The sequence below is a fragment of the Nocardia sp. NBC_01499 genome, from assembly GCF_045040275.1.
Taxonomy (GTDB): domain Bacteria; phylum Actinomycetota; class Actinomycetes; order Mycobacteriales; family Mycobacteriaceae; genus Nocardia.
On sequence record NZ_CP109426.1, the window covers coordinates 4,617,562 to 4,638,958 of the forward strand.

Below are 21,397 nucleotides of genomic sequence, written 5' to 3' on the forward strand. Positions count from 1 at the left end.
CGCCTGCTGTCTTGGATTACTGACGGACCACTGACAGCGGTCCGCGCCCCCCTAGTTCGGCTCCTGTTCTTGGTCACACATCCGCCGCTACCCCCATGGAAGCGGTGTCTTGCCAGATGCCACGGTTTATATCGGTATCGGACCGGTCGTGTTGCAGGAGTACCCGGATCGGTGAACTAGTTCACAACCAACCACGCCGGGTTGCCTGCACCCCGGCCTGGAATCGGGTGCTCGCGCCGAGCCGCTCCAGCAGTCGCGCGGTCCGGCGGACCACAGTACGCCGAGACATCCCGAGGCGTCGCGCGATGGTGTCGTCGGTGGCACCGAGACCCATCAGGGTCAGGATGGCGCGGTCGCGTTCGTCGAGGGCCTCCGCGGTCGGGTTCACCGAAATCGGGGCGGCCAGTGACCACAGCACGTCGAACGTTTTGATCAGCATGTCCAGCGCGGGTGAGCCGGTGATCCGCACGCCCATCGGGTCGGGGCGGCGTTCGTCAACATGCAGCACCAGGCTAGCGCGTTCGTCGTCGCTGATGATCATTTTGAACGGCGGCTCGGGCAGCGTGCGCGCCTGTGCCCCACTGGCATTGGTGGACAGGGCGTGGCGCAGCCGTTCCGGATCCTGATAGATGGTGTCCTGGTAGAGCGTTTGGTAGCGGATGCCCTCGCCGAGCCGACCTCGCTTGAGCTGGAACAACTGTCGCTCGCGCTCGATATCGCTGAGGTAGGGCCCGCGCTCGACGACCTTGACGCAGGTGCGCGCGCTGGTCTGCATCTCCTCGAAATCGGCGAGCATTTCCAGGCGTTCGAAGACCGGAACCACGGCGCCGTTGCTGCGCGGCGAGCGCCGCACCGAACGGAACGTCTCGCTGAGCCGCGCTGCGGCCGTGTGCATCTGGTTGATCTGCTGTTGCCGTCGCCGAGCCTCGGCCTCCGACAACGACTCCGGGGCATGCGCGTCCCACACCACGGACGTGCCGTCGGGCGTCGCCACCCGAACGGCGGCGCGCAAGTCACACAGCACGTTCAGTGAGGCCGCGGCGGTCTCTTCCGAAACGCCAAGGTACTGCGCGATATCGGTGAGATCGGATCGCGGATGATGCACCAGCACGGCATAGGTGCGGCCGTGCGGTGATCCAGGCTCGAATATGTCGCCCAGCTCTGTCACGGCCCGAGCCTATCGACCGACCGGTCCTGATGGGGCATCCTGGCCACGAGCGGGTGGATGGATCGGCGGAATATCAAGCCGGGCAGCGGAATCAGTGCGCGGAGGGGCCCCACTGCAGCGGCACCCCTTTGGCGGCCAAGTACGGCATCGGGTCGATCTTGGTGCCGTCCTTGTCCCAGATTTCCAGGTGCAGGTGCGGGCCGGTGGAGTTGCCTCGGTTGCCGACGGTGGCGATCACGTCGCCCGCGTTCACCCGCTGGCCGACGTGCGCGAGCATCTCGTTGACGTGCCCGTAGACGGCGATGGTGCCGTCGTCCTGCTGCACGCGCATCCACAGGCCGAAGCCGGACGCGGGGCCGGCCTCGATCACGGTGCCGCTGCTGACCGAGTGGATGGGGGCGCCGATCTGGTCGGCGAAGTCGAGGCCGTAATGCATTTCGCCCCAGCGGCTGCCGAAGCCGGAGCTGATCTCGCCGCCGACCGGACGCACCGCGCCCATCGGGGCGGGCGCGGGCGCGGCCTGCTGCTGCACACCCTTGAGGATCTGCTCGGCCTGCGCGAGCGGGCCCGCGATCTCCGGCGGCAGGTTCTGCAGGCCGAACGGTGCGGCGGCGGGAGCGGCGACCGGGGTGGCGACCGGCGCCTCGGGGGCAGCGGCCTCCGGCGCGGGGGTGATGGCCTTGGTCTGGGCGACCGGCAGAATGCCGGTGCCCCGGAATGTCATGGGGGCGTTGGCGGCGGCCGCCTCGTCGCCGTCGTGCGAACCGGGCAGCAGCGGACTGGCGACGGCCGGGGCGATCTGGGAGACGGTGCCGATCAAGGCGCCCGCGGCGACCGCGACACCGGCGGCGACCTTCACCCGGTCGGCGGCGGTCGACTCGACGCGATGCCGCGTCGGCCGACCCGCGATATCATCGCCGATAAGGCTCATGACGGTTATGGAACTGGGGCCTACCCGATGGTGCGACACGGCTGCGTCCTTGCGTCCGAAGAACAGTTGGTTCAGCGGTGCCGGGCCTGTCGCCAACCGGTTCTATAACGATCCGGTGAAGGTCTGCGATGTAACGGTTTGGCATCCGTTGTGACGGGAACTCTACCTCGTCGTGACCATTCCGCAACCTTGTCCGGCAAAGACGCAGGTAAACACCGGGTCATACGTCCAGTAGGTCAAACTGGAGCCGTGATCATCGATGACTTGAACGTCCCGATCGTCCTCGCCCCGATGGCCGGTGGGCCCTCTACTCCCGAGTTGACCGTCGCGGTCGCCGCGGCCGGTGGCTTCGGCCTGCTGGCCGCCGGTTACCTGAGCGCGACCGATACCGCCGCCAGGATCACCGCAACCCGCGCCGCGACCGACGCACCGTTCGGCGTCAATCTCTTCGTGCCCGGCCCGGCCACCCCCGCCGCCGAGTTCGCGGATTACCTCGCCGAACTCGCGCGCGAGCACACACTCGGCGACGCCGCGTACGACACCGACGACTGGGCGGCCAAGCTGGATCTGCTGGTCGCCGATCCGGTCGCGGTCGTCTCCTTCACCTTCGGCTGCCCGAGCGCCGAGGCGATCGCCAGGCTGCGCGCCGTCGGCACCGAGAGCTGGGTGACCGTGACCTCGGCGGCTGAAGCGCGGATCGCTGTCGAGCGCGGCGCCGATGTGCTCATCGCGCAGGGCGCGGAGGCGGGCGGGCATCGGGCCACCTTCGTCGACCGGCCCGAGGACGACGCCACCGATCCGCTCAGCGTGCTCGCCCTGTTGCAAATCCTGACCGCCGCCAGCGACCGGCCCGTTGTGGCCACCGGCGGCATCAGCACCGGCGCCGGCATCGCGGCAGCACTCGCGGCGGGCGCGGCGGCCGCACAACTCGGCACGGTGTTCCTGCGCTGCCCCGAGGCCGGCACCAATGCCGTGCACCGCGCCGCGCTGAGCGCCGATACCCCGACCATGCTCACCCGCGCGTTCACCGGCCGCCAGGCCCGCGGCCTGCGCAACCAGTTCATGGTCGAGCACAGCGCGAACGCACCCGTCGCCTACCCGGAGATCCATTACGCCACCGCGCCTTTGCGTGCCGAGGCGCGGGCGGCGGGCAACCCGGACAACGTGAACCTCTGGGCGGGGCAAACGCACACCCTGGCACCGGAGTTACCGGCTGGCGAACTGGTTCGCACCCTGGCCGCCGATACGAAAGCCGCACTGAAAGCGGCACTTTCGCGGCGAATCCAGGCTTGTTGACAACGACTTTCGATTAGAATCGGGACACATCGCATCGGCCATCCACCCTTGGAGGAGAGCGCTATGTCCCTCGATGTCCCAGCCCCACTGCTCGAACGCGCCGAACGCGGCGAAGTCGACGACGCCGATTTCGTCGAGGTTGTCCGCCAGTCGCTGCCCTACGCCTGGGAGGTGGTCAGCCGCGTCGCCGGTGAACTGCATTCCGGCACAGCCGAATACGCCGACAACGTGGTTCCGCCGCCGGACGAGGTCGCGCGCGGGCAACTGCTGCGCGCCATGGCCTCCGACGCGATCCGCGGCGGCCTCGAGCGGCACTTCGGCGTGAAGCTCGCCTTCCAGAACTGCCATCGGGTGGCGGCATTCCCGCTCGCCGCGGTCGGCGGCGACACCTACAGCACGTTCATCGGTACCAGGGCTCAGCTGCTGAATCAGAGCCCGGAACTGCGCAACTGCTGATCGTCCGACGCAGAAGCCCGGCGCGGCAACCGATTCCGCGCCGGGCAAGCTGTGCTCAGGACAGCGTGGTGACCGTCAGGTCGCCATCGGCGTACTGGGCACGCAGGCGCTTCTTGTCGAACTTGCCGACGCTGGTCTTCGGCACCTCGGCGATGAACGTCCAGCGTTCCGGCAGTTGCCATTTCGCGAACTTGTCGGCGAGGAAGTCACGCAGCTCGTCGGCCTTCGCGTCGGTGCCATCGGCAAGCACGATCGCCACCAGTGGCCGCTCGTCCCACTTCTCGTCCGGCACACCGATCACGGCCGCCTCGGCGACGGCCGGGTGCCCCATCACGGCGTTCTCCAGGTCCACCGACGAAATCCATTCGCCGCCGGACTTGATCACGTCCTTGGACCGGTCGACCAGGGTGAGGTAGCCGTCCTTGCTGATCTTGCCGACGTCACCGGTGCGCAGCCAGCCGTCGTCGAACTTGTCCGGGTCCACCTCGGCGCCGTCCGGCGAGTAGTAGGAGCCGGTGATCCACGGCCCGCGAACCTCCAACTCGCCGAGCGCTTCTCCGTCGTTCGGGACAACGGTGCCGTCGTCGGCGACCAGGCGGGCCTGCACGGTCGCCGGGAACCGGCCCTGGGTGTAGCGGTACTCCCATTCCTCGTCGCCGGTCACGCCGACCGGCGGGTGCGCGACGCTGCCGAGCGGTGAGGTCTCGGTCATGCCCCACGCGTGCAGGACGCGTACGCCGTGCTTTTCCTGGAACGCCCGCATCATCGACGGCGGCACCGCGGAACCGCCGACGACCACCGTGCGCAGATGCGTGATGTCCTGCGGGTGCGCGGCCAGCCCGGCGAGCACGCCACCCCAGATGGTCGGCACCGCGGCGGCGAAGGTCGGCTGCTGCGCGGCCATCATCTCCAGCAGCGGGCCCGGCTGCAGAAAACGGTCGGGCATCAGCACATTCGCGCCCGACATCATTGCGGCGTACGGGATACCCCAGGCGTTGGCGTGGAACAGCGGAACGATGGCGAGCACCGAGTCGCGGCCGGAGAAGGCCATCCCGCTCGGCGAGCACACCTGCATGGCGTGCAGCCAGTTGGAGCGGTGCGAATACACCACGCCCTTCGGGTCGCCGGTGGTGCCTGAGGTGTAACACATTGCGGCAGCGGAACGTTCGTCGATCAGCGGGAAGTCGTAGGTATCCGGATGCGCGGCAAGGAGTTCGGTGTAGGAGTGCACCTGTACGCCCTCGGGCGCGGACAGCGTCGACGCGTCACCGTTGACCACGATGACGTGGCGGACCGTCTTCAGCTTCGGCAGGTACTCGGCGAACATCGGCAGCAGCGTGCCGTCGACGAGCACCACCTTGTCCTCGGCGTGATTGGCCACGTAGACAAGCTGATCGGGGAACAGCCGGATGTTGAGCGCGTGCAGCACCGCCCCCATCGCCGGTGCCGCGATGTAGGCGACCATGTGCTCGTTGTTGTTCCACATGAAGGTGCCGACTCGATCGCCGATGCCGATGCCGAGCTCGCGCAACGCGTTCGCCAGCCGCGCCGCGTCCGCGCCGAGTTCGCGATAGGTCATGGTGCGCACGCCTGTACCGGTCCAGGTGGACACGGTCGAATCGCCGACAAACGTCGATGCGTAGCGCAGCAACGTCGCCAGCGACAACGGCTCGTCCTGCATAGTGCTCAACATCGGAACTCCTTTTTCTTCAGTGACTTCCACTCAGAAAGCCAAGTCTGTTTCGGCCACCTTCGGTGTCTCCGAGGTGATCCCGTACAGGAGTCCGACCCAGCGGATCAGTTCGGGATACAGGATCGGTTTGCCGCTGGTGAGCACGGCGCATGACAGCGCGCGCTCGGGGTCGGCCCAGGCCGCGTTGTTGGTGAAGCCGAGATGGCCGAAGGCGCGGCGGGTGTCGGGGCCGTACAGGCTCACCACCCGGCCGCCGAGCATCGGGCCGTACCCGAAGCCGAAGTTCATGCCGAGCGACAGGTCCGGCTCGATCCTCGACTGCGGAACAAGCGCGGCCGCAATGGTTTCCGGCCGCATCACCCGGACGCCGTCGAGTTCGCCGCCGCGCCGGAAGATCTCATAGAAGCGCGACAGCTCGTTCGCGGTGCTGACCACGTTCGCGGCGGGCGCGATGATGCCGAGATAGGCGGGGTCGTTGCCGGTTTCGACGGCCTCCGCGAAGGACACCCCGAGCAGCCGCTCCATCGCGAGCGACAGCGGCGGCATCGGTGCGAGCCCGGTCCGGTAGTTCCTGGCGAGTGCGGGGAAGTCCCGCTGTGCCACACCGTAATTGGTCCAGCGGAAGGCCAGCGGGCGCAGGATCTCCTCGTCGAGGACGGTGCGGATGTCCGTGCCGGTGACCCGGTAGACCACCTCGCCGAGGATGAATCCGCCGGACAGCGCGTGGTAGGACTGGAATCGGCCGGGCGGCACGGACGGCCGCACCGCGCACAGATTCCGTACCAGCAGTTCACGATCCGCGACGGCCTCGGCCGTCAACGCCTCCCTCGGCAGGTTCGCCACCCCCGAGCGGTGCGCGAGCACCTGCCCGACGGTGATGGATTCCTTACCGTGGCAACCATATTCGGGGATGTACTTGCTGATCGGCGCGTTCAGCTCGACCAGGCCGCGGTCGACGAGCAGGTGTACGACGAACGCCGTGACGCCCTTCGAAGCCGAGTAGGTGACGAACGGGGTGCTCGGGGTGGCGAGCGCCTTCGGTGTATCCGCGTGATCGTCCGGGCCGTTGCCGTGCGCGTGGCCGAGCGCTCGGTCGAAGACGACGACGCCGTGCCTGCGAACACAGACCTGGATGGCCGGATGAACCCCACTGCGGTAGACCAGCTGCATCCGCCGCCAGATCCGCTCCGCGTAATCGGGTGGCAACCCAAGATAGGTCGGTTCGGCCTCCGCGCCGATGGCCGCGACGGACTCCAGATCCTCCGGAATCCGGCTCCGATGGAGCAGGTCAGGCAGTTTCGAGAGGTTCCGGACGCGCGTCAGCATGGTTCAGCACACACCAACCATGAGCCACATCACATGGCGAATGCTACCGAACAGTAAGCCCCCTCGGGCAGGGCTGGGCTCAACCCGCGTGCGCCGGATAGGCGTGTACGACGGCGGTGTTCAGTTTGGGGACGACGTGGGTGAGGGTGTGCTCGGCCTCGTGCGCGACGCGGTGGGCGTCGGCGAGGGTGATGGTCGGGGCGACGTCCAATTCGACGTCGGCGTGCAGCCGGTGTCCGATCCAGCGCATGCGCAGGCTGCGCACGCCCTGCACGCCCGGTTCGGCGGCGAGGGCTTGTTCGGCGGCGGTCACCAGGCCCGGCTCGACCGCGTCCATCAAACGACGCAGCACATCACGGGCGGCGGTGCGCAGTACCGCGAGGATGGCGACGGTGATCAGCAGCCCGATGATCGGGTCGGCCAGTGGGAATCCGAGCGCGACGCCCGCAGCGCCGAACAGCACGGCCAACGAGGCGAAGCCGTCGGTGCGGGCGTGCAGGCCGTCGGCGATCAGCGCGGCCGAGCCGATCTGCCGCCCGACCCGGATGCGGTACAGCGCGACGGTCTCATTGCCGAGAAAGCCGATCACACCGGCCACAGCGACCAAGCCCAGATGCTCGATCGGCACCGGCGCGAGCAATCTGCGGACCGCCTCGTACCCCGCCACCAATGCCGACAGCGCGATCATCGCGACAACGAACAGGCCGGCGAGATCCTCGGCCCGACCGAACCCGTAGGTGTAGCGCCGAGTGGCCGCGCGCCGACCGAGCGCGAACGCGATCCACAGCGGCACCGCGGTCAACGCGTCGGAGAAGTTGTGAATGGTGTCCGCCGCCAACGCCACCGACCCGGACACCGCCACAACCAGCACCTGCGAAATCGCGGTCACCCCGAGTACCGCGAGGCTGATCTTCACCGCGCGAATGCCGACGGCACTGGCCGCCAACGCGTCATCGACGCTGTCGGCCGCATCGTGGCTGTGCGGCACGAAGATCTCCCGCACGGCCCCGCGCAATCCCTTCGGATGCTCGTGGGTATGCGGGCCGTGGACGTGGTGGTGCCCGCCATTGCCATCGTGCCGGTGGTCGCCGTGCCCATCCGTCGTATTCATCACGCCACGCTCCGAGATCCGTTGTCCAGTCCCTTATTTCGTGCAGGTCATGCCGATGTGCCGGTCTCCGGTAGTTCGCGCACGGCGGCTTCGCCTCGGTGATGCGCCGGTACGCCGGGTCCCGCGTGCTCGGCGTTGTGGACCGCGTCCACGACCAGCTGCCTGACGTGCTCGTTCTCCAGGCTGTAGTAGATCGTCGTGCCGGAGCGGCGGGTGCTGACCAGGCGTGCCATCCGCAGCTTGGCCAAATGCTGGGAGACCGAGGGCGCGGGTTTACCGACGTGGTCCGCGAGATCGTTCACCGACAGTTCGCGGTCGACGAGCGCCCACAGCACCTGGACCCTGGTCGCGTCGGCGAGCATCCGGAAGACCTCGACAACCAGGCTTACCTGATCGTCCGCGAGCGGCCGACCTTCCTGGCTATCTGCATTCATACGCAGATAATAGACCAGCCGGATAGGTCTCGGCCAGCTCGAATCGCCCGGGTTCATCCCCACCGGACCGGAATGGCGGCGACACCCCCTGCGTGGCCGCCGACATGCCGGTCCGTCCCCATCGAACCGTTCACTGTCTTAGTCGCTTTGGCGCTACTACGCCAGCTAACCGGCCGAACAACATCCGAATGAGACAAAACCCGCCGCTCGCGTGCGGTCGGCCAACCGGTGGCTACCGCTGTGACCAGTGCGAATTCGCCCGCGCCGCAGCAAGGCTCACGCCCGCGAAATGCAATTACATCTGCACGCCTATACCAGGCCGACCAGTTCTTTTATGCCGTTTTACCTCAGCCGCGCGCCTGCCGCGGACCGCCGAGCCGATGCGCCAGTAGGAAATTCATCAGCGCGCGAGAACGGACTCAGACTGCATCAACAGCCCCCCACCGATGTGGTCGGGCCCGATCGGCGTGCGGAATTCGGCGCGGACACAGCCGCGGGCGCGAGCACGGCGAGCGAGATTCGACCGCGAGGGATGCCGCACACCATCGAATTCTTCCAGCGAGGGTACGTCGAATGTACCGACTGCCGGATGGCAAACGGGCACAACACGTTCCACTCGACCTGAGCGATCGATCACAACCACGGCTCGACTGGCGGTAACGGCCTGACACCCGTCACCGCGCTCGGCTCGCTAGCGTAGGGGCATGCCAGTGGATCGAATGCTGCCGACGTCCGAGGCTCGGGACCTGCTCGAGCTGACCCGCGATATCGCCGACAAGGTGCTCGAGCCGCGGGTGGTCGAGTGCGAGAAGACCGGGACGTTCCCCGACGGCGTGTTCCCCGCCCTCGGCGCGGCCGGGCTGCTGAGCCTGCCGTACCCCGAGGACTTCGGCGGCGGCGCCCAGCCCTACGAGGTGTACCTGCAGGTGCTGGAGGAACTCGCGGCGCGCTGGGCGGCGGTCGCGGTGGCGGTCAGCGTGCACAGCCTGTCCTGCCATCCGCTGTTCACCTTCGGCACCGAGGAGCAGCAGCAACGCTGGCTCGCGACCATGCTGTCCGGCGAAACCATCGGCGCCTACAGCCTTTCCGAGCCGCACGCGGGTTCCGACGCGGCCGCGCTACGCTGCCGGGCGACGAAAGTCGATGGCGGCTACCGGATCAACGGCGCGAAGGCGTGGATCACCAATGGCGGCCGCGCCGATTTCTACACCCTGTTCGCGCGCACCGGCGAAGGCTCCCGCGGCATTTCGTGCTTCCTGGTGCCGCGCGACACCGAGGGCCTGAGCTTCGGCAAGCCAGAGGAGAAGATGGGCCTGCGCGCCGTGCCGACCACCACCGCCGCCTATGACGACGCGTTCCTGCCCACCGAACGGCTGATCGGTGAAGAGGGGCAAGGACTTTCGATCGCGTTCAGTGCGCTGGACTCCGGCCGTCTCGGCATCGCCGCCGTCGCAACGGGTTTGGCGCAGCGCGCCCTCGACGACGCCGTCGCCTACGCCAAGGAGCGAGAAGCGTTCGGCCGCCACATCATCGACCATCAGGGTCTCGGCTTCGTACTCGCCGACATGGCCGCAGCCGTCGATTCCGCGCGCGCCACCTACCTCGATGCCGCCCGCCGCCGCGACGCCGGACTCCCCTACTCGCGCCAGGCCAGCGTCGCGAAACTCATCGCCACCGACGCCGCCATGAAGGTCACCACCGACGCCGTCCAGGTGCTCGGCGGCTACGGCTACACCCAGGACTTCCCGGTCGAGCGCTACATGCGCGAGGCCAAGGTCATGCAGATCTTCGAGGGGACCAATCAGATCCAGCGCCTCGTCATCGCCCGCCAACTCGCCGGGAACTGACCGGCGGCCATGGCCGAAAATGTCGATTCATTGACCGCGGATCTCTTCGGACCTGCGGTTTCGGCATTTAGGCTCGGATCATGACAACGCCGTCCATCATCATTGTCGGAGCGGGATTCGCCGGGCTCGGCGTCGCGCTCGAACTGCGGCGGGCCGGGCTCGACACGTTCACCATCCTTGAGCGCGCCGCGGATCTGGGCGGGGTGTGGCGGGAGAACACCTACCCCGGTGCCGCGTGTGACGTGCCGTCGCCGCTGTACTCCTGGTCGTTCGAGCCCAAATCCGATTGGCCACGGCGGTTTTCGGAGCAGCGCGACATCCACGAGTACATGCGCGGCGTCGCCGAGAAGCACGACCTGACGCGGTTCATCCGGTTCGGCACCGAGGTGACCGACGCCGAGTTCGACGAGCAGACCGGCCGATGGACCATCACCACCGCGGACGGCGCGCGGCTCACCGCCGACCTCTTCGTGCCCGCGGTCGGCCAGCTGTCGCGGCCCGCCATGCCGAACATTCCCGGCATCGACACCTTCGCAGGCCCGGCCTTCCACTCCGCCGAGTGGGACCACACCGTCGAGCTGGCCGGTAAGCGGGTCGCCTGCATCGGCACCGGAGCCAGTGCGATCCAATACATTCCGCGCATCCAGCCCGATGCCGCGCACCTCACGCTGTTCCAGCGCTCGGCGGCCTGGGTGCTGCCGAAGTTCGACACCGAATACAGCACCACGCACAAGGCCGTGTTCAAGTACCTGCCGCCGACCCGGCTGGCCGAGCGGTTCGCGATTTGGTCGCTGTTCGAGGTGCTCGCGCTGGCGCTGACCGACATCCCGGCGATGAAGGCACCGGTGATCGCGCTGGCCGACCGGCATCGGGACAAGCAGGTTCCCGACGCCGAGCTGCGCGAGAAGCTGACACCCGACTACGCGGCCGGTTGCAAGCGCGGCCTGTTCTCCAACGAGTACTTTCCGGCGCTGGCCCAACCGAACGTCACGGTGGAGACCACTGCGATCGAGGCGATCACCCCGACCGGCATCCGCACCGCCGACGGCGTCGAGCACGCGGTCGACGTCATCATCTACGGCACCGGGTTCAAGGGCACCGAATTCCTCGCGCCGATGAACATCTACGGCCTCGGCGGCCGCAAGCTGGCCGACGTCTGGGGTGACGAGGGCGCGCGCGCCTTCCTCGGCCTGTCCGTGCCGAACTTCCCGAATCTGTTCATGATGTACGGCCCGAACACCAATGTCGGCTCCGGTTCGATCATCTACATGCTGGAATCGCAGGCACGCTACATCCGCCAGGTCGTGCAGTACCTCACCGACCGGCCCGGCCGCTATCTCGCCGCCCGCGCGAACGCCGAACAGCACTGGGACGACTGGCTGCAGCGGCGGCTGAAAGATACGCCGTGGAACTTCTGTTCCAGCTGGTATCGCAACGCGGCGGGCCGCATCACCAACAACTGGCCGGGCGCGACCGTGCTCTATCGGTGGAAGACAAGGACTTTCGACCTCGCCGACTATGCCGAAGCGCAGGCCGAACGGCCGCTGGCCGAGACGCGCTGAGCGGTCCGCCGCGCCGTCGCTTTCAGCCGGGTCTCAGCAAGTGCCCAGTAAACTGGACATTGTTCGAGATCCGGCAACAGAAGAGGTGCGCACGGTGTTGTGGCTACTGATCGTCGTGGTGATCGTGGCGGTGGGCGCCTTTGTCGTGCTGCAGTCCCGCCAGAGCAAGCAGCGCACGGCGAACGAACTCGCCGACGCGCTGGCCGATGCCCGCCAGGTGAACGAGCGGCTCGGCGGCCAGATCTACAACCTCACCGGCTCCAACGAGGCCGCCAAGCAGGCCTTGGTCGACGCGTCCGAACGGCAGATCGCCGCCGGATCGCAGCTCGATCAGGCGCGCACACCGGCCCAGGCGCGGTTGGCCAAACAGACCGCGCTGGAAGGGTTGTATTACATCCGGGCCGCGCGTAGTGCGATGGGCATGGATCCCGGCCCCGAGGTCCCCGCGCTCGACGGGCAAGATCGCGCGGGCAAGGTCACCGAGAACCGGGTCATCGAACACGACGGCCGGGAGATCGCGGCCTCGCCGGACCCCTCCTCGGCCACACCGAACTACTACCCGGGTGGCCGGGTCGCCGGACGTCCGGTGCCCGCGGGGTGGTACTCCGAGCCGTGGTGGAAGCCCGCGCTGATCGGCGGGGCCTGGGGCCTCGGTTCAGCGCTGCTGTTCTCGTCGCTGTTCTCCGGGATGTCCGGGGTCGGGTACGACGCGCAAGGGTTCGAGAGCGGGTACGGCGACGGGTACCAGGACGGGTTGGCCGCCGCGGGCAATGACGGCGGGTATGACTCGGGTGGGGACAGCGGCGGATACGACTCCGGCGACACCGCTGGGTACGACACCGGCGGTGACGCGGGCGGATACGACGGCGGTGGCTGGGATGGTGGCGGGTTCGACAGTGGCGGCGGCGGATTCGACGGCGGTGGCGGGTTCGATGGCGGCAGCTTCTGAGCAGAGGCGGTCCGGCAACTGAGTACGGCTAGCCCCACCCCTTTTTCGCCTGCCTACCCGGTTGCCGCCGCACCCCCTCGTGCCGCACGGTTGACGAATGATCATGCAGCGCAAGCGAACCGCGATCATCGCCGCCGCACTGGTTGCGGTCACCTCGGCCTGCGGTAACTCGGTCGCCGCCGAGTTTCCGGCCGGTTTCTGGCAGGTGGACGACTACGGCAGCGTGCTCGCCGTGCACGCCGACACGCTGGAGACCTACCAGCTGACCGCGCTCAGCTGCCTGAAGGACGAGACGGCCACCCGCTCCGCGCGGCCGGGCGGCTACGTCACGAAGGGCAAGGACGTGCTCACCCTGCGCCCCGGCGACCAGCCGGATCGGGGCACGCTGCACATCGACGGCTCGCCGGGCGACCGCACGCTGCGCCGCCTCCCCGCCCTGCCTGCCTCGTGCACCGGCTCCCCGGAGCCGACCGCCTTCGATGTGTTCTGGCAGACCTTCCAGGAGAACTATCCGTTCTTCGCGGCGAAAGGCATTGACTGGCAACAGGTTCGGGACCGCTTCCACGATCACGCCGCCCTCGCCGAGCAGCACGGTGACGACGCCGAACTCTTCGCGGTGTTGCGGGACATGGTCGCACCGCTCAACGATGCCCACGTGGTGGTTTCGGCGGGCGACAGCGGATTCTTCGGCGCGGGCAGGCCTGGCACTGTTGTCCCGGGTCCGCAACTCGACCAGCAGGTCAAGGAGTTCGTCCAGCGTCGCGACCTCCAGCAGCACCCGCTCACCGAATTCGCCAACGGCCGCATCGGCTATGCGGACCTACCCGGGCAGGACTACGGATACCTGCGACTCTCCTCGTTCAGCGGCTACACCGCCGAACGCACCTTCGCCGCCGACAGCGCCGAACTCGACCGTGCCCTCGACGCGATCTTCACCGCGGACCGGCTGACCCGGCTGCACGGACTGATCCTGGACCTGCGGGTCAATGGCGGTGGCTCAGACAGTCTCGGCCTGCAACTGGCCGCCCGCCTCACCGACCGCCCGTACTTCGCCTACGCCAAGAAGACCCGCAGCACCGAACCCCAGCCGCAGCGCGTCGAGCCGACTCGCGCCGGTTTCACCGGCCCCATCGCGATCCTGACCGGCGGTTCCACGGTCAGCGCCGGCGAGACCTTCACCCAGGCGATGCTGGAACGCCCTTCGCGCACAACAAGAATCGGCCAACCGACGCAGGGCGTGTTCTCCGATGTGATGGAACGCAAGCTGCCCGGCGACCGGCACGCGGACTGGTGGTTCGGCGTGCCGAACGAGCTGTTCCTGACCTCGGACGGCCGGACCTTCGACGGCGCAGGCATCCCGCCCGAGCTGACCGAGCCGGTCTTTACCGACGACGAGTTCGGCCAGGATCGCGACTCCGCCTTCGATCGCGCGGTGCGCTGGCTGACCAGCGGCTCTTGACTGCGATGGCAAACTGTCTGAGACTGTCAGCATGACGCTGACCACTGCCGATATTCCGGTCGAGGATTTCCGCACTCGATCGCGGCGCTGGGCCAGGGAATGCTACGAGTGGTCGAAGGTGCCGTTCCTGCCGTCGAGCGAGCGGGTCGGCCGGGCCTACGACGTCGTCGGCCCGCAGAACCTGTTCGGCGAGGACTCGTTGTTCATCAATCTCGGCTACTGGCGCGACAATCCGGCCACCCTCGATGAGGCGAGCAAGGATCTGGCCAGGCTGGTGGCCCGCGAGGCGGAGCTCGGTCCCGACGACATCCAGCTCGACGTCGGCTTCGGCTACGGGGATCAGGACTTCCTGTGGGCCAACGAGTTCCAGCCGAAGCAGATCATCGGCATGAACATCGCGGTCGAACAGATCGAGATCGCGAGCAGGCGCGCCGCCGAACTCGGCCTCGACCACCGCATCCGCTACGAATACGGCTCCGCGATCGACCTGCCGCGCGCGAACGAATCGTGCACCAAGGTCACCGCCCTCGAGTCCGCCTTTCACTTCCCTTCGTACACAAAGTTTTTCGCCGAAGCGCACCGCGTACTACAACCGGGCGGCAAGCTCGTCACCGCCGACATCGTGCCGCGAACCAACCGAGCCGCGCAGGCCATCGCCCAACTCTCCGACCGCCCCGGCCTGCGCCACCTCCCCGGCGCCCTGCACGAACGAGACATCTTCGACATCACCCACTACCGACAGGCCCTGATCAACGCGGGCTTCACCAACGTCATCACCTACTCCATCCGCCGCGACGTCTACACCCCCCTCGCCACCTACCTCAACAAGCGCCTGCGCGACCACGACATGCGCCGCGTCAACCCCGCCCTCCGCCTAGCCTTCAGCCGCCCCGGCCTCACCCTCTGGGGCCCATGGGCCGACTACATCATCGCGGTAGGAACCAAGTAACCCCGACCTGCCAAGATCAAGGGCCCCGGTGCCGCATCCCGCCAACCCGACCCCGGTTCCCCTGATCACGACCAATCCATTTCGGCCTCAGCCCCCCGACCCGGTAGACTCCCCGACGTCCCAACCGGCATCATCGATGCCACCAGTTCAGCCCTCGTAGCTCAGGGGATAGAGCACCGCTCTCCTAAAGCGGGTGTCGCAGGTTCGAATCCTGCCGAGGGCACAATCAGGAACGCCCTCGCGAGCTCAGGCGAGGCGAGCATGGAGAACGAGCACGACCGATGTCGCGATCGAGAACGCGAGGAAGATGATGGCTCCCAACATGTTCCGGTCGCCGGTGCGGATGTGGGCGAGGATCGCGCCGCCGAAGTAGAGCACCAGCCCGATCGCGGCGGCGATCGCGACGATCGGGAACCAGATGCCGCCGATGAGACCGACCGCCGCGGCGATCTGCAGGCTCCCGAGCGCGCTGAGCTGGGAAGTGGTGAGGTGGACCGCTTCCGCGAATTGACGTGCCCACGCCGGACGGACGAACTTCATCACGCCGGACTGGAGCATCGCCAGAGCGAGCAGGACGGCCCCAAGCGGCACAGCGAGCTTGTCGCCTTGTCCGGCGGGATCTCCCGCAAGGTACTCACCCAGACCCTGCGCCGCCTACAGAACAACGGCCTCATAGATCGACAACGGTATGCCGAGGCGCCCCCCACGGGTGGAATACAACCTGACCCCGCTCGGCCGGACGCTCCAGGAGCCGATAGCGATGCTGACCGAGTGGGCGCAGGTGCACGGAGAAGCACTCGTCGACTTCCAGGAATCGACAGCCGCGAACCCGACACATTAGGTCCAGGTGACCGGGAGGTCGTGGACGCCATAGATGTTCATGTCGGATTTGAGGCTTACCTCGTTGGCGGGGATGGCCAGTTCGAGGGTTGGGAAGTGGCGTACCAGTCCGGCGAAACCGGCGCGCATTTCTATGCGGGCCAGTTGTTGGCCGAGGCAGGTGTGGATGCCGTGGCCGAAGGATAGGTGGCCGCGGGCTTTGCGGTGCAGGTCGAGGGTGTCGGGATTGGGGAAACGGTTGGGGTCGTGGTTGGCGGCCAGTAGGGACACGACGACGGTGGAGCCCTTGGTGATGGTTTCGCCGCCTAGCTCTAGGTCTTCGGTGGCGTAGCGGTAGAAGATGTCGGCGACGGAGAGGTAGCGCAGGAGCTCCTCGACTGCGTCGGGCACCAGGTCTGGGTCGGCGCGCAGTTCGGCCAGCTGCTCGGGGTGTTCCAGGAGGGCGAAAGTGCCGAGTGCCAACATGTTTGCGGTGGTCTCGTGGCCAGCGAGGAGCAGAAGGAAGGCGATGCCGACCAGTTCCTCGATGGTGAGGTCGTCTTGGTTGGCCAGGTCGGAGAGTAGGTCGTCGTCGGGTTCGGCGCGTTTGTGTGTGACGAGTTCGGCGAGATAGCTGGTCATTGCGCCGTAGGCGGCCATCTTCTCTTCGAGCGACTGCTCCTTGACCAGGAATTTGGCGGAGTTGACCTGGAAGTTCTCGCGGTCCGCGTAGGGCACACCGAGCAGTTCGCAGATCACCAGCGAGGGCACCGGCAGCGCGAAAGCTTTGACCAGGTCGACCGGCGGGGTCAGGCGCGACATGTCGTCGAGTTGGCGTTCGGTGATGTCGATGATGTGTTCTTCGAGCTGCCGCATCCGCCGCACCGTGAAGGCGCCGGTGAGCTTGCGCCGCAGGCGGGTGTGATCCGGCGGGTCCATGGCGATGAACAAGCCGGGGATCTGCGGGGACGGTTCGGTCGCGGTGGGCATGCCTGGGGTCTCGTACGGCACGTGGACGATGCCGATGTCCGGACGGGAGCTGAACCGGGTGTCGGCCATGAGCTGGCGGACCGCGTCGTAGCCGGTGACCAGCCAGCCTTCGTGACCGTCGGGGAAGACCAGCGGACTGACCGGGCGGGCCGCGCGCAGCCGGGTGATCTCGGACGGCGGGTCGAAGGGGCTCACATCGCGTTCCATCGGAAGGCCGTGCGGGATGGGTTGATTCATTGGATGTCCTCTCGCGGCCCGGAGGCCGCTAACGCTGAATGCACGGGCATACTTCGCCAGCCCGGCGGATATGGCATCGCGCTGTTGGCGGTCCGACCTCGGTGCGGCTCAGCGCATTTCGCACGCGCACCGATTCCGGACCTCCCCCAACAGCTGCGTCAAGCGGCGACAGCGTGACGAATGATGATGTTGCCGTACGAGTTTCGTGCGTATACCTGCACGATGTCGGCCTCGTCGCGCGCACTGTCGGCCGGTGCCATCAGGTTCTGCACGGCGCCGGCCGTGGCGTTGGTTTCCAGTCGCGCCGCGCTGCCGGGGTGGATGCCGACCTCCAGTTCGCCCTTGGCGGTCTCCAGCCGGAGCACGCCGCGCGAGGCCTCGGCGATGCGGATGTCGCCCATGGCGGCTTTCGCGGTCACCACACCGCGGGTGCGATCGAGCACGATGTCGCCCGCGGAGATCTCGACGTCGCAGTCGCCGAGTTCGCCGGTGCTCAGCACGCGGCCGACACCGGCGGTGGCGCGCAGCCGCGAACCGACGGGCACCTCGATGACGACCTCGATCGACGGGTTGCCGCCGAACGGGGTGTAGGTCCGCCAGTCCTTCGGCGTCTGCACAGTCAGGGTGCCTGCGGCGAAATCGACCAGGGTGTGCTCGGCGGCGCGGATGTCGGCCTTCTTGGACGCGTCGGCGGGGCGGACCTCGACGACGGTGTCGGTGCGGTCGGTGGCGATCACGGTGACATTGCCGGAAAGCATGTCGACGGTGACGGTGACCGGTTCCATGGTCTCGAAAGTGGTCATGATGTTCTCCTTCAGTGCTGTTGACATGGACTACTGTCGCCAGCCGCGCTGATACCGACCTGACGCGAACCTGACACGTCGACTGACATGATGTTTGCCCTGGTCAGAGCGGTACATATGCCGTCGGACGGGTGACCAGTTGCCTGCCGACAACGCACGGCAGAATGGGCCTGGTGCAGATCGGGGTGCTAGGACCGCTGGAGATCCGAACGGATGACGGCGTGGTGATCGAGGTCTCGGGTTCTCGGCTGCGGGCGCTGTTTATCGCGCTTGCGCTCGAATCCGGTCGCGCGGTCCCGAAAACGCAGCTGGTCGACTGGATTTGGGGTGAGCAGCCGCCCTCCGACGCGGCAAATGCCTTGCAGGCCCTCGTTTCCCGGCTGCGCAGGGCATTGCCGGACGGGTCGCTCGACGTGCAGCCGGGTGGATACCGGCTGGCGGTCGACCCAGCGGCCATCGACGCCGTCCGGTTCGAGCAGCTGCTGGACCAGGCCCGCGGCGGCACGGACGCGCAGCGGTCCCCGCTGTTGCGTGCGGCGCTGGAACTGTGGCGCGGTGCGCCGATGCAGGACGTCGATGCGCAGGACAGTGCGGCCGTCGACGCGGTGGTCACCCGGTTCGAGGGGCTTCGCCTCGCTGCCGCGGAAGATCGATACGAAGCGGAGATCCGTCTCGGCCAGGGTCCGGAGCTGGTTGCCGAGCTGACCGAGGAGGTGGCCCGGAATCCGGTGCGGGAGCGGCTCATTGCCGCGCTCATGCGGGCGTTGGCGGCTGCGGGGCGCGGCGCGGAGGCGCTGACCGTGTATCAGCGGGCACGGGAGGCCCTCGCCGACGAACTGGGCGTCGACCCGGCACCGGAGCTGTCCGCGCTGCATGTCGCGCTGCTGCGCGGCGAAGTTGGCGCGCGGGCGGAAGACCGCAGGACGAACCTGCGGGCCGAACTGACCAGCTTCGTCGGCAAGTTCCCCGACGTCGCCGCGGTGCGCGAACTCCTTGCCGGACACCGGCTCACGACATTGACCGGGCCCGGCGGCTCGGGGAAAACCCGGCTTGCGCTGGAAACCGCGCGGACCCTGCTCGACGACCTACCGGATGGTGCCTGGCTGGTGGAACTGGCGTCCGTCGGCGCGGACGGTGACATCGCGCAGTCGGCGCTCGCCGCGCTCGGGTTCCGGGACGCGCTGCTCGGCGGTACACCGAACGCGGAACCGATGGAGCGACTCATCGCGGCGATCCGCGAGCGCGAAACACTGTTGATCCTGGACAACTGCGAGCACGTGATCGATGCCGCGGCGCTGTTCGCCCACCGCGTGCTCGGGGAATGCCAGCGGCTGCGAATCCTGGCGACGAGCCGGGAACCGCTCGGCATCACCGGTGAGGCGATCTGGCAGGTCGAGCCGCTGGCGTTGCCCGCCGAGGACGCGGCCCCGGCGGCGATCGAGTCCTCCCCTGCCGTTCAACTGTTGCGGGACAGGGCCGGTGCGGTGCGCCAGGATCTAGCGGCCGATGCCGACGCATTATCGACCATGGCGCACGTCTGCCGGGCGCTCGACGGGATACCGCTGGCGATCGAACTGGCCGCGGCCAGATTGCGCACCATGTCCCTCGATCAGCTCGCCGAGCGCCTCGACGATCGGTTCCGCCTGCTGACCGGCGGCAGCCGCACCGCGATACCGCAGCATCGGACGTTGCGCGCGGTGGTCGACTGGAGTTGGGAACTGCTCACCGACGCCGAACGAATGGTCCTGCGCAGGCTCGCGGTGTTCGCCGGAGGCGCGAGTCTGGAAGCGGCCGAACAGGTTTGCGCGGGTACGGGGGGTGGGAAGAATACAGCGGTCGAGCGCTGGGAGGTGCTCGAGCTGCTTACCGCGTTGACCGAGAAGTCCCTGCTGCGCACCGCGGCGGACAACGAGCCGCGCTATCGAATGCTGGACACGATCAAGCAGTACGCCAGCGACCGGCTCGCGGAATCGGCGGACGCGGAATCGGCACGCCGAGCACATCTTTCGTACTTCACCGAACTCGCCGCTGCCGCGGAGCCGCAGCTGCGCCGCGCCGAACAGTTGACGTGGCTCGCCACACTCACGCCCGAGCACGACAACATCGCGGCGGCGATGCGCGGCGCGCTCGCGGCCGAAGACGCCGCCGGAGCGATCCGGCTCGCGGCCGCCGCCGGCTGGTACTGGTGGCTCGGCGGGCACAAGGCCGAGGGCTTGGAGCTGGTCACCGCGGCCGCCGATATGCCGGGCGAGGTGGACGAGGAAACCCGGGCGACGGTGTACGGGCTTGTCGTGCATTTCCTGAGCGCAGGGCGCAACGACGAGCACCAGATGGCGGAATGGATCCGCAAGGCATACCGCGCCGGCCAGGGCAGCCAGGGTCGTCCGGGTCGCCATCCCGCGCTCAGTTTCGTCGTCGCGTTGGAACGCCTGTTGAGCGGGCAGGACGAGTATCTGCCCGCGTTCGAATCGCTGCTCACCGACGACGATCCGTGGGTGCGCGCGCTGGCTCGGCTGCAGCTGGGCAAGATGCGAATCGTGCTCGGCCAGGACGGGCGGGACGCGGACGAGTATCTGCGGACGGCGCTCGCCGAGTTCCGCGCGCTCGGTGAGCGGTGGGGGATTTCGTTCGCGCTGACCGAGTTGGCGAATCGAATGGCCACCCGCGGCGAATTCGCCGGTGCGTGCGAGCTTTTCGACCAGGCGATCGCGGTGGTCACCGAGGTCGGCGTGCTCGAGGACGCGGCAAGGATGTTGGCGCGGCAGGCCCAGCTGTACTGGCTGCTCGGTGATCCGGCGGCGAGCGCTGCCGCGGTGGCCGAGGCGCAGCGCTGCGCGGATCAGGCCGCCTGGCCGAACGCGCTTGCCGAACTGGCACTGGCGAAGGCGGAGCTGGCCCGTTGGCGCGGCGAGACCGAGCAGGCATACCGGCAGATCGACGTCGCGACGACCATGCTCGGCACCGACGCGGACCAGCCGCACAACAGCGCGGTGATCCACGACCTGCGCGGCTACCTGGCGGAGGGTCTCGACGAAGCTCGTGCACACCACGGCGCGGCGTTCCGAGCCGCGTCGGCGGCCGGACATGCTCCCCTCATCGCCCAGGTGCTGGTCGGCATCGCGGATCTGGCACTGCGCGCGGACCAGAACGAGCAGGCCGTGCGGCTGCTCACGGCGAGTGCGGGAGTGCGTGGGCTGGCTGATCGTTCGCTGCCCGATGAGGCTCGGATCGAGCAGACGGCACGGCGTCGACTCGGCGAAGCGGGGTTCGCGGCGGCGACGAAGGCGGGCACGGATGCGAGCTGGCCGGAGCTGGTTGTTGCCACGCTCGAAAGCGGTCTGGTCCCAAAGGTATTCGACTAGGGTCG

Annotated in this window: 18 protein-coding genes and 1 tRNA gene; 10 read left to right on the top strand and 9 right to left on the bottom strand. The window is 67.9% G+C overall.

The window, feature by feature from the left end; all coding sequences use genetic code 11:
- Positions 1-181: 181 nt before the first annotated feature.
- On the bottom strand, positions 182-1,168 hold the full coding sequence (locus OG203_RS21050; RefSeq protein ID WP_405167326.1) for a DNA-binding response regulator: 987 nt from the start codon (positions 1,166-1,168) through the stop codon (positions 182-184).
- A 91-nt stretch (positions 1,169-1,259) separates the two neighbouring features.
- Positions 1,260-2,099, bottom strand: coding sequence for a M23 family metallopeptidase (locus OG203_RS21055; protein ID WP_405167327.1), 840 nt, complete (start codon positions 2,097-2,099; stop codon positions 1,260-1,262).
- 249 nt (positions 2,100-2,348) lie between these two features.
- Between OG203_RS21055 and OG203_RS21060 the strand changes: the two genes are divergently transcribed.
- Both OG203_RS21060 and OG203_RS21065 read left to right on the top strand, forming a co-directional pair.
- Entirely contained in the window at positions 2,349-3,395 is a 1,047-nt protein-coding gene (locus tag OG203_RS21060) for a nitronate monooxygenase (RefSeq protein ID WP_405167328.1), read from the top strand.
- 63 nt (positions 3,396-3,458) lie between these two features.
- The gene (locus OG203_RS21065) at positions 3,459-3,851 is read left to right on the top strand and encodes an SCO5389 family protein (protein ID WP_405167329.1); all 393 of its coding nucleotides are present in this window, start codon (positions 3,459-3,461) and stop codon (positions 3,849-3,851) included.
- A gap of 55 nt (positions 3,852-3,906) precedes the next feature.
- On the opposite strand, the gene OG203_RS21070 is transcribed toward OG203_RS21065, so the two are convergent.
- The 4 genes from OG203_RS21070 to OG203_RS21085 form a co-directional block, all read right to left on the bottom strand.
- Entirely contained in the window at positions 3,907-5,544 is a 1,638-nt protein-coding gene (locus OG203_RS21070; RefSeq protein ID WP_405167330.1) for a long-chain fatty acid--CoA ligase, read from the bottom strand.
- 30 nt (positions 5,545-5,574) lie between these two features.
- Complete coding sequence (locus OG203_RS21075) at positions 5,575-6,870, bottom strand: serine hydrolase domain-containing protein (protein ID WP_405167331.1); 1,296 nt, start codon at positions 6,868-6,870, stop codon at positions 5,575-5,577.
- A 79-nt stretch (positions 6,871-6,949) separates the two neighbouring features.
- The gene (locus OG203_RS21080) at positions 6,950-7,981 is read right to left on the bottom strand and encodes a cation diffusion facilitator family transporter (RefSeq protein ID WP_405167332.1); all 1,032 of its coding nucleotides are present in this window, start codon (positions 7,979-7,981) and stop codon (positions 6,950-6,952) included.
- A gap of 47 nt (positions 7,982-8,028) precedes the next feature.
- Positions 8,029-8,415: an ArsR/SmtB family transcription factor gene (locus OG203_RS21085; protein WP_405167333.1), complete on the bottom strand. Its 387-nt coding sequence runs from the start codon at positions 8,413-8,415 to the stop codon at positions 8,029-8,031.
- Positions 8,416-9,119: 704 nt separating this feature from the next.
- On the opposite strand from OG203_RS21085, the gene OG203_RS21090 reads away from it, so the two are divergent.
- The 6 genes from OG203_RS21090 to OG203_RS21115 all read left to right on the top strand — a co-directional run bounded on the left by OG203_RS21090 (position 9,120) and on the right by OG203_RS21115 (position 15,404).
- Complete coding sequence (locus OG203_RS21090) at positions 9,120-10,262, top strand: acyl-CoA dehydrogenase family protein (protein WP_405167334.1); 1,143 nt, start codon at positions 9,120-9,122, stop codon at positions 10,260-10,262.
- A gap of 80 nt (positions 10,263-10,342) precedes the next feature.
- Complete coding sequence (locus OG203_RS21095; RefSeq protein ID WP_405167335.1) at positions 10,343-11,824, top strand: flavin-containing monooxygenase; 1,482 nt, start codon at positions 10,343-10,345, stop codon at positions 11,822-11,824.
- Between the two features lie 97 nt (positions 11,825-11,921).
- Entirely contained in the window at positions 11,922-12,773 is an 852-nt protein-coding gene (locus OG203_RS21100; RefSeq protein ID WP_405167936.1) for a DUF1542 domain-containing protein, read from the top strand.
- 103 nt (positions 12,774-12,876) lie between these two features.
- On the top strand, positions 12,877-14,232 hold the full coding sequence (locus OG203_RS21105; protein ID WP_405167336.1) for a S41 family peptidase: 1,356 nt from the start codon (positions 12,877-12,879) through the stop codon (positions 14,230-14,232).
- Positions 14,233-14,263: 31 nt separating this feature from the next.
- Positions 14,264-15,181 (top strand): SAM-dependent methyltransferase, encoded by a 918-nt coding sequence (locus OG203_RS21110; RefSeq protein ID WP_405167337.1) that lies wholly within the window; start codon positions 14,264-14,266, stop codon positions 15,179-15,181.
- A gap of 150 nt (positions 15,182-15,331) precedes the next feature.
- Positions 15,332-15,404, top strand: a tRNA-Arg gene (locus OG203_RS21115).
- A 23-nt stretch (positions 15,405-15,427) separates the two neighbouring features.
- Here the strand turns inward: OG203_RS21115 and OG203_RS21120 are convergent.
- Complete coding sequence (locus OG203_RS21120) at positions 15,428-15,772, bottom strand: DoxX family protein (protein ID WP_405167338.1); 345 nt, start codon at positions 15,770-15,772, stop codon at positions 15,428-15,430.
- A gap of 118 nt (positions 15,773-15,890) precedes the next feature.
- Between OG203_RS21120 and OG203_RS21125 the strand changes: the two genes are divergently transcribed.
- A complete protein-coding gene (locus OG203_RS21125; protein ID WP_405167339.1) occupies positions 15,891-16,022 on the top strand; it encodes a hypothetical protein in 132 nt (43 codons plus the stop codon).
- Here OG203_RS21125 and OG203_RS21130 read toward each other — a convergent pair.
- On the bottom strand, positions 16,019-17,227 hold the full coding sequence (locus OG203_RS21130) for a cytochrome P450 (RefSeq protein ID WP_405167340.1): 1,209 nt from the start codon (positions 17,225-17,227) through the stop codon (positions 16,019-16,021). The genes OG203_RS21125 and OG203_RS21130 overlap by 4 nt on opposite strands.
- Positions 17,228-17,385: 158 nt before the next feature.
- Positions 17,386-18,030, bottom strand: coding sequence for a hypothetical protein (locus OG203_RS21135; RefSeq protein WP_405167341.1), 645 nt, complete (start codon positions 18,028-18,030; stop codon positions 17,386-17,388).
- Between the two features lie 131 nt (positions 18,031-18,161).
- Between OG203_RS21135 and OG203_RS21140 the strand changes: the two genes are divergently transcribed.
- A complete protein-coding gene (locus tag OG203_RS21140; protein ID WP_405167342.1) occupies positions 18,162-21,392 on the top strand; it encodes a BTAD domain-containing putative transcriptional regulator in 3,231 nt (1,076 codons plus the stop codon).
- The last annotated feature ends 5 nt before the right edge of the window (positions 21,393-21,397 follow it).

What these genes read in the sequence shown, in the direction of transcription:
- OG203_RS21070 (WP_405167330.1), bottom strand. Translation starts at nt 5,544, where the DNA reads ATGTTGAGCACTATGCAGGACGAGCCGTTGTCGCTGGCGACGTTGCTG.
- OG203_RS21110 (WP_405167337.1), top strand. Translation starts at nt 14,264, where the DNA reads ATGACGCTGACCACTGCCGATATTCCGGTCGAGGATTTCCGCACTCGA.
- OG203_RS21095 (WP_405167335.1), top strand. Translation starts at nt 10,343, where the DNA reads ATGACAACGCCGTCCATCATCATTGTCGGAGCGGGATTCGCCGGGCTC.
- OG203_RS21105 (WP_405167336.1), top strand. Translation starts at nt 12,877, where the DNA reads ATGCAGCGCAAGCGAACCGCGATCATCGCCGCCGCACTGGTTGCGGTC.
- OG203_RS21065 (WP_405167329.1), top strand. Translation starts at nt 3,459, where the DNA reads ATGTCCCTCGATGTCCCAGCCCCACTGCTCGAACGCGCCGAACGCGGC.
- OG203_RS21130 (WP_405167340.1), bottom strand. Translation starts at nt 17,227, where the DNA reads ATGAATCAACCCATCCCGCACGGCCTTCCGATGGAACGCGATGTGAGC.
- OG203_RS21080 (WP_405167332.1), bottom strand. Translation starts at nt 7,981, where the DNA reads ATGAATACGACGGATGGGCACGGCGACCACCGGCACGATGGCAATGGC.
- OG203_RS21055 (WP_405167327.1), bottom strand. Translation starts at nt 2,099, where the DNA reads ATGAGCCTTATCGGCGATGATATCGCGGGTCGGCCGACGCGGCATCGC.
- OG203_RS21135 (WP_405167341.1), bottom strand. Translation starts at nt 18,030, where the DNA reads ATGACCACTTTCGAGACCATGGAACCGGTCACCGTCACCGTCGACATG.
- OG203_RS21085 (WP_405167333.1), bottom strand. Translation starts at nt 8,415, where the DNA reads ATGAATGCAGATAGCCAGGAAGGTCGGCCGCTCGCGGACGATCAGGTA.
- OG203_RS21075 (WP_405167331.1), bottom strand. Translation starts at nt 6,870, where the DNA reads ATGCTGACGCGCGTCCGGAACCTCTCGAAACTGCCTGACCTGCTCCAT.
- OG203_RS21090 (WP_405167334.1), top strand. Translation starts at nt 9,120, where the DNA reads ATGCCAGTGGATCGAATGCTGCCGACGTCCGAGGCTCGGGACCTGCTC.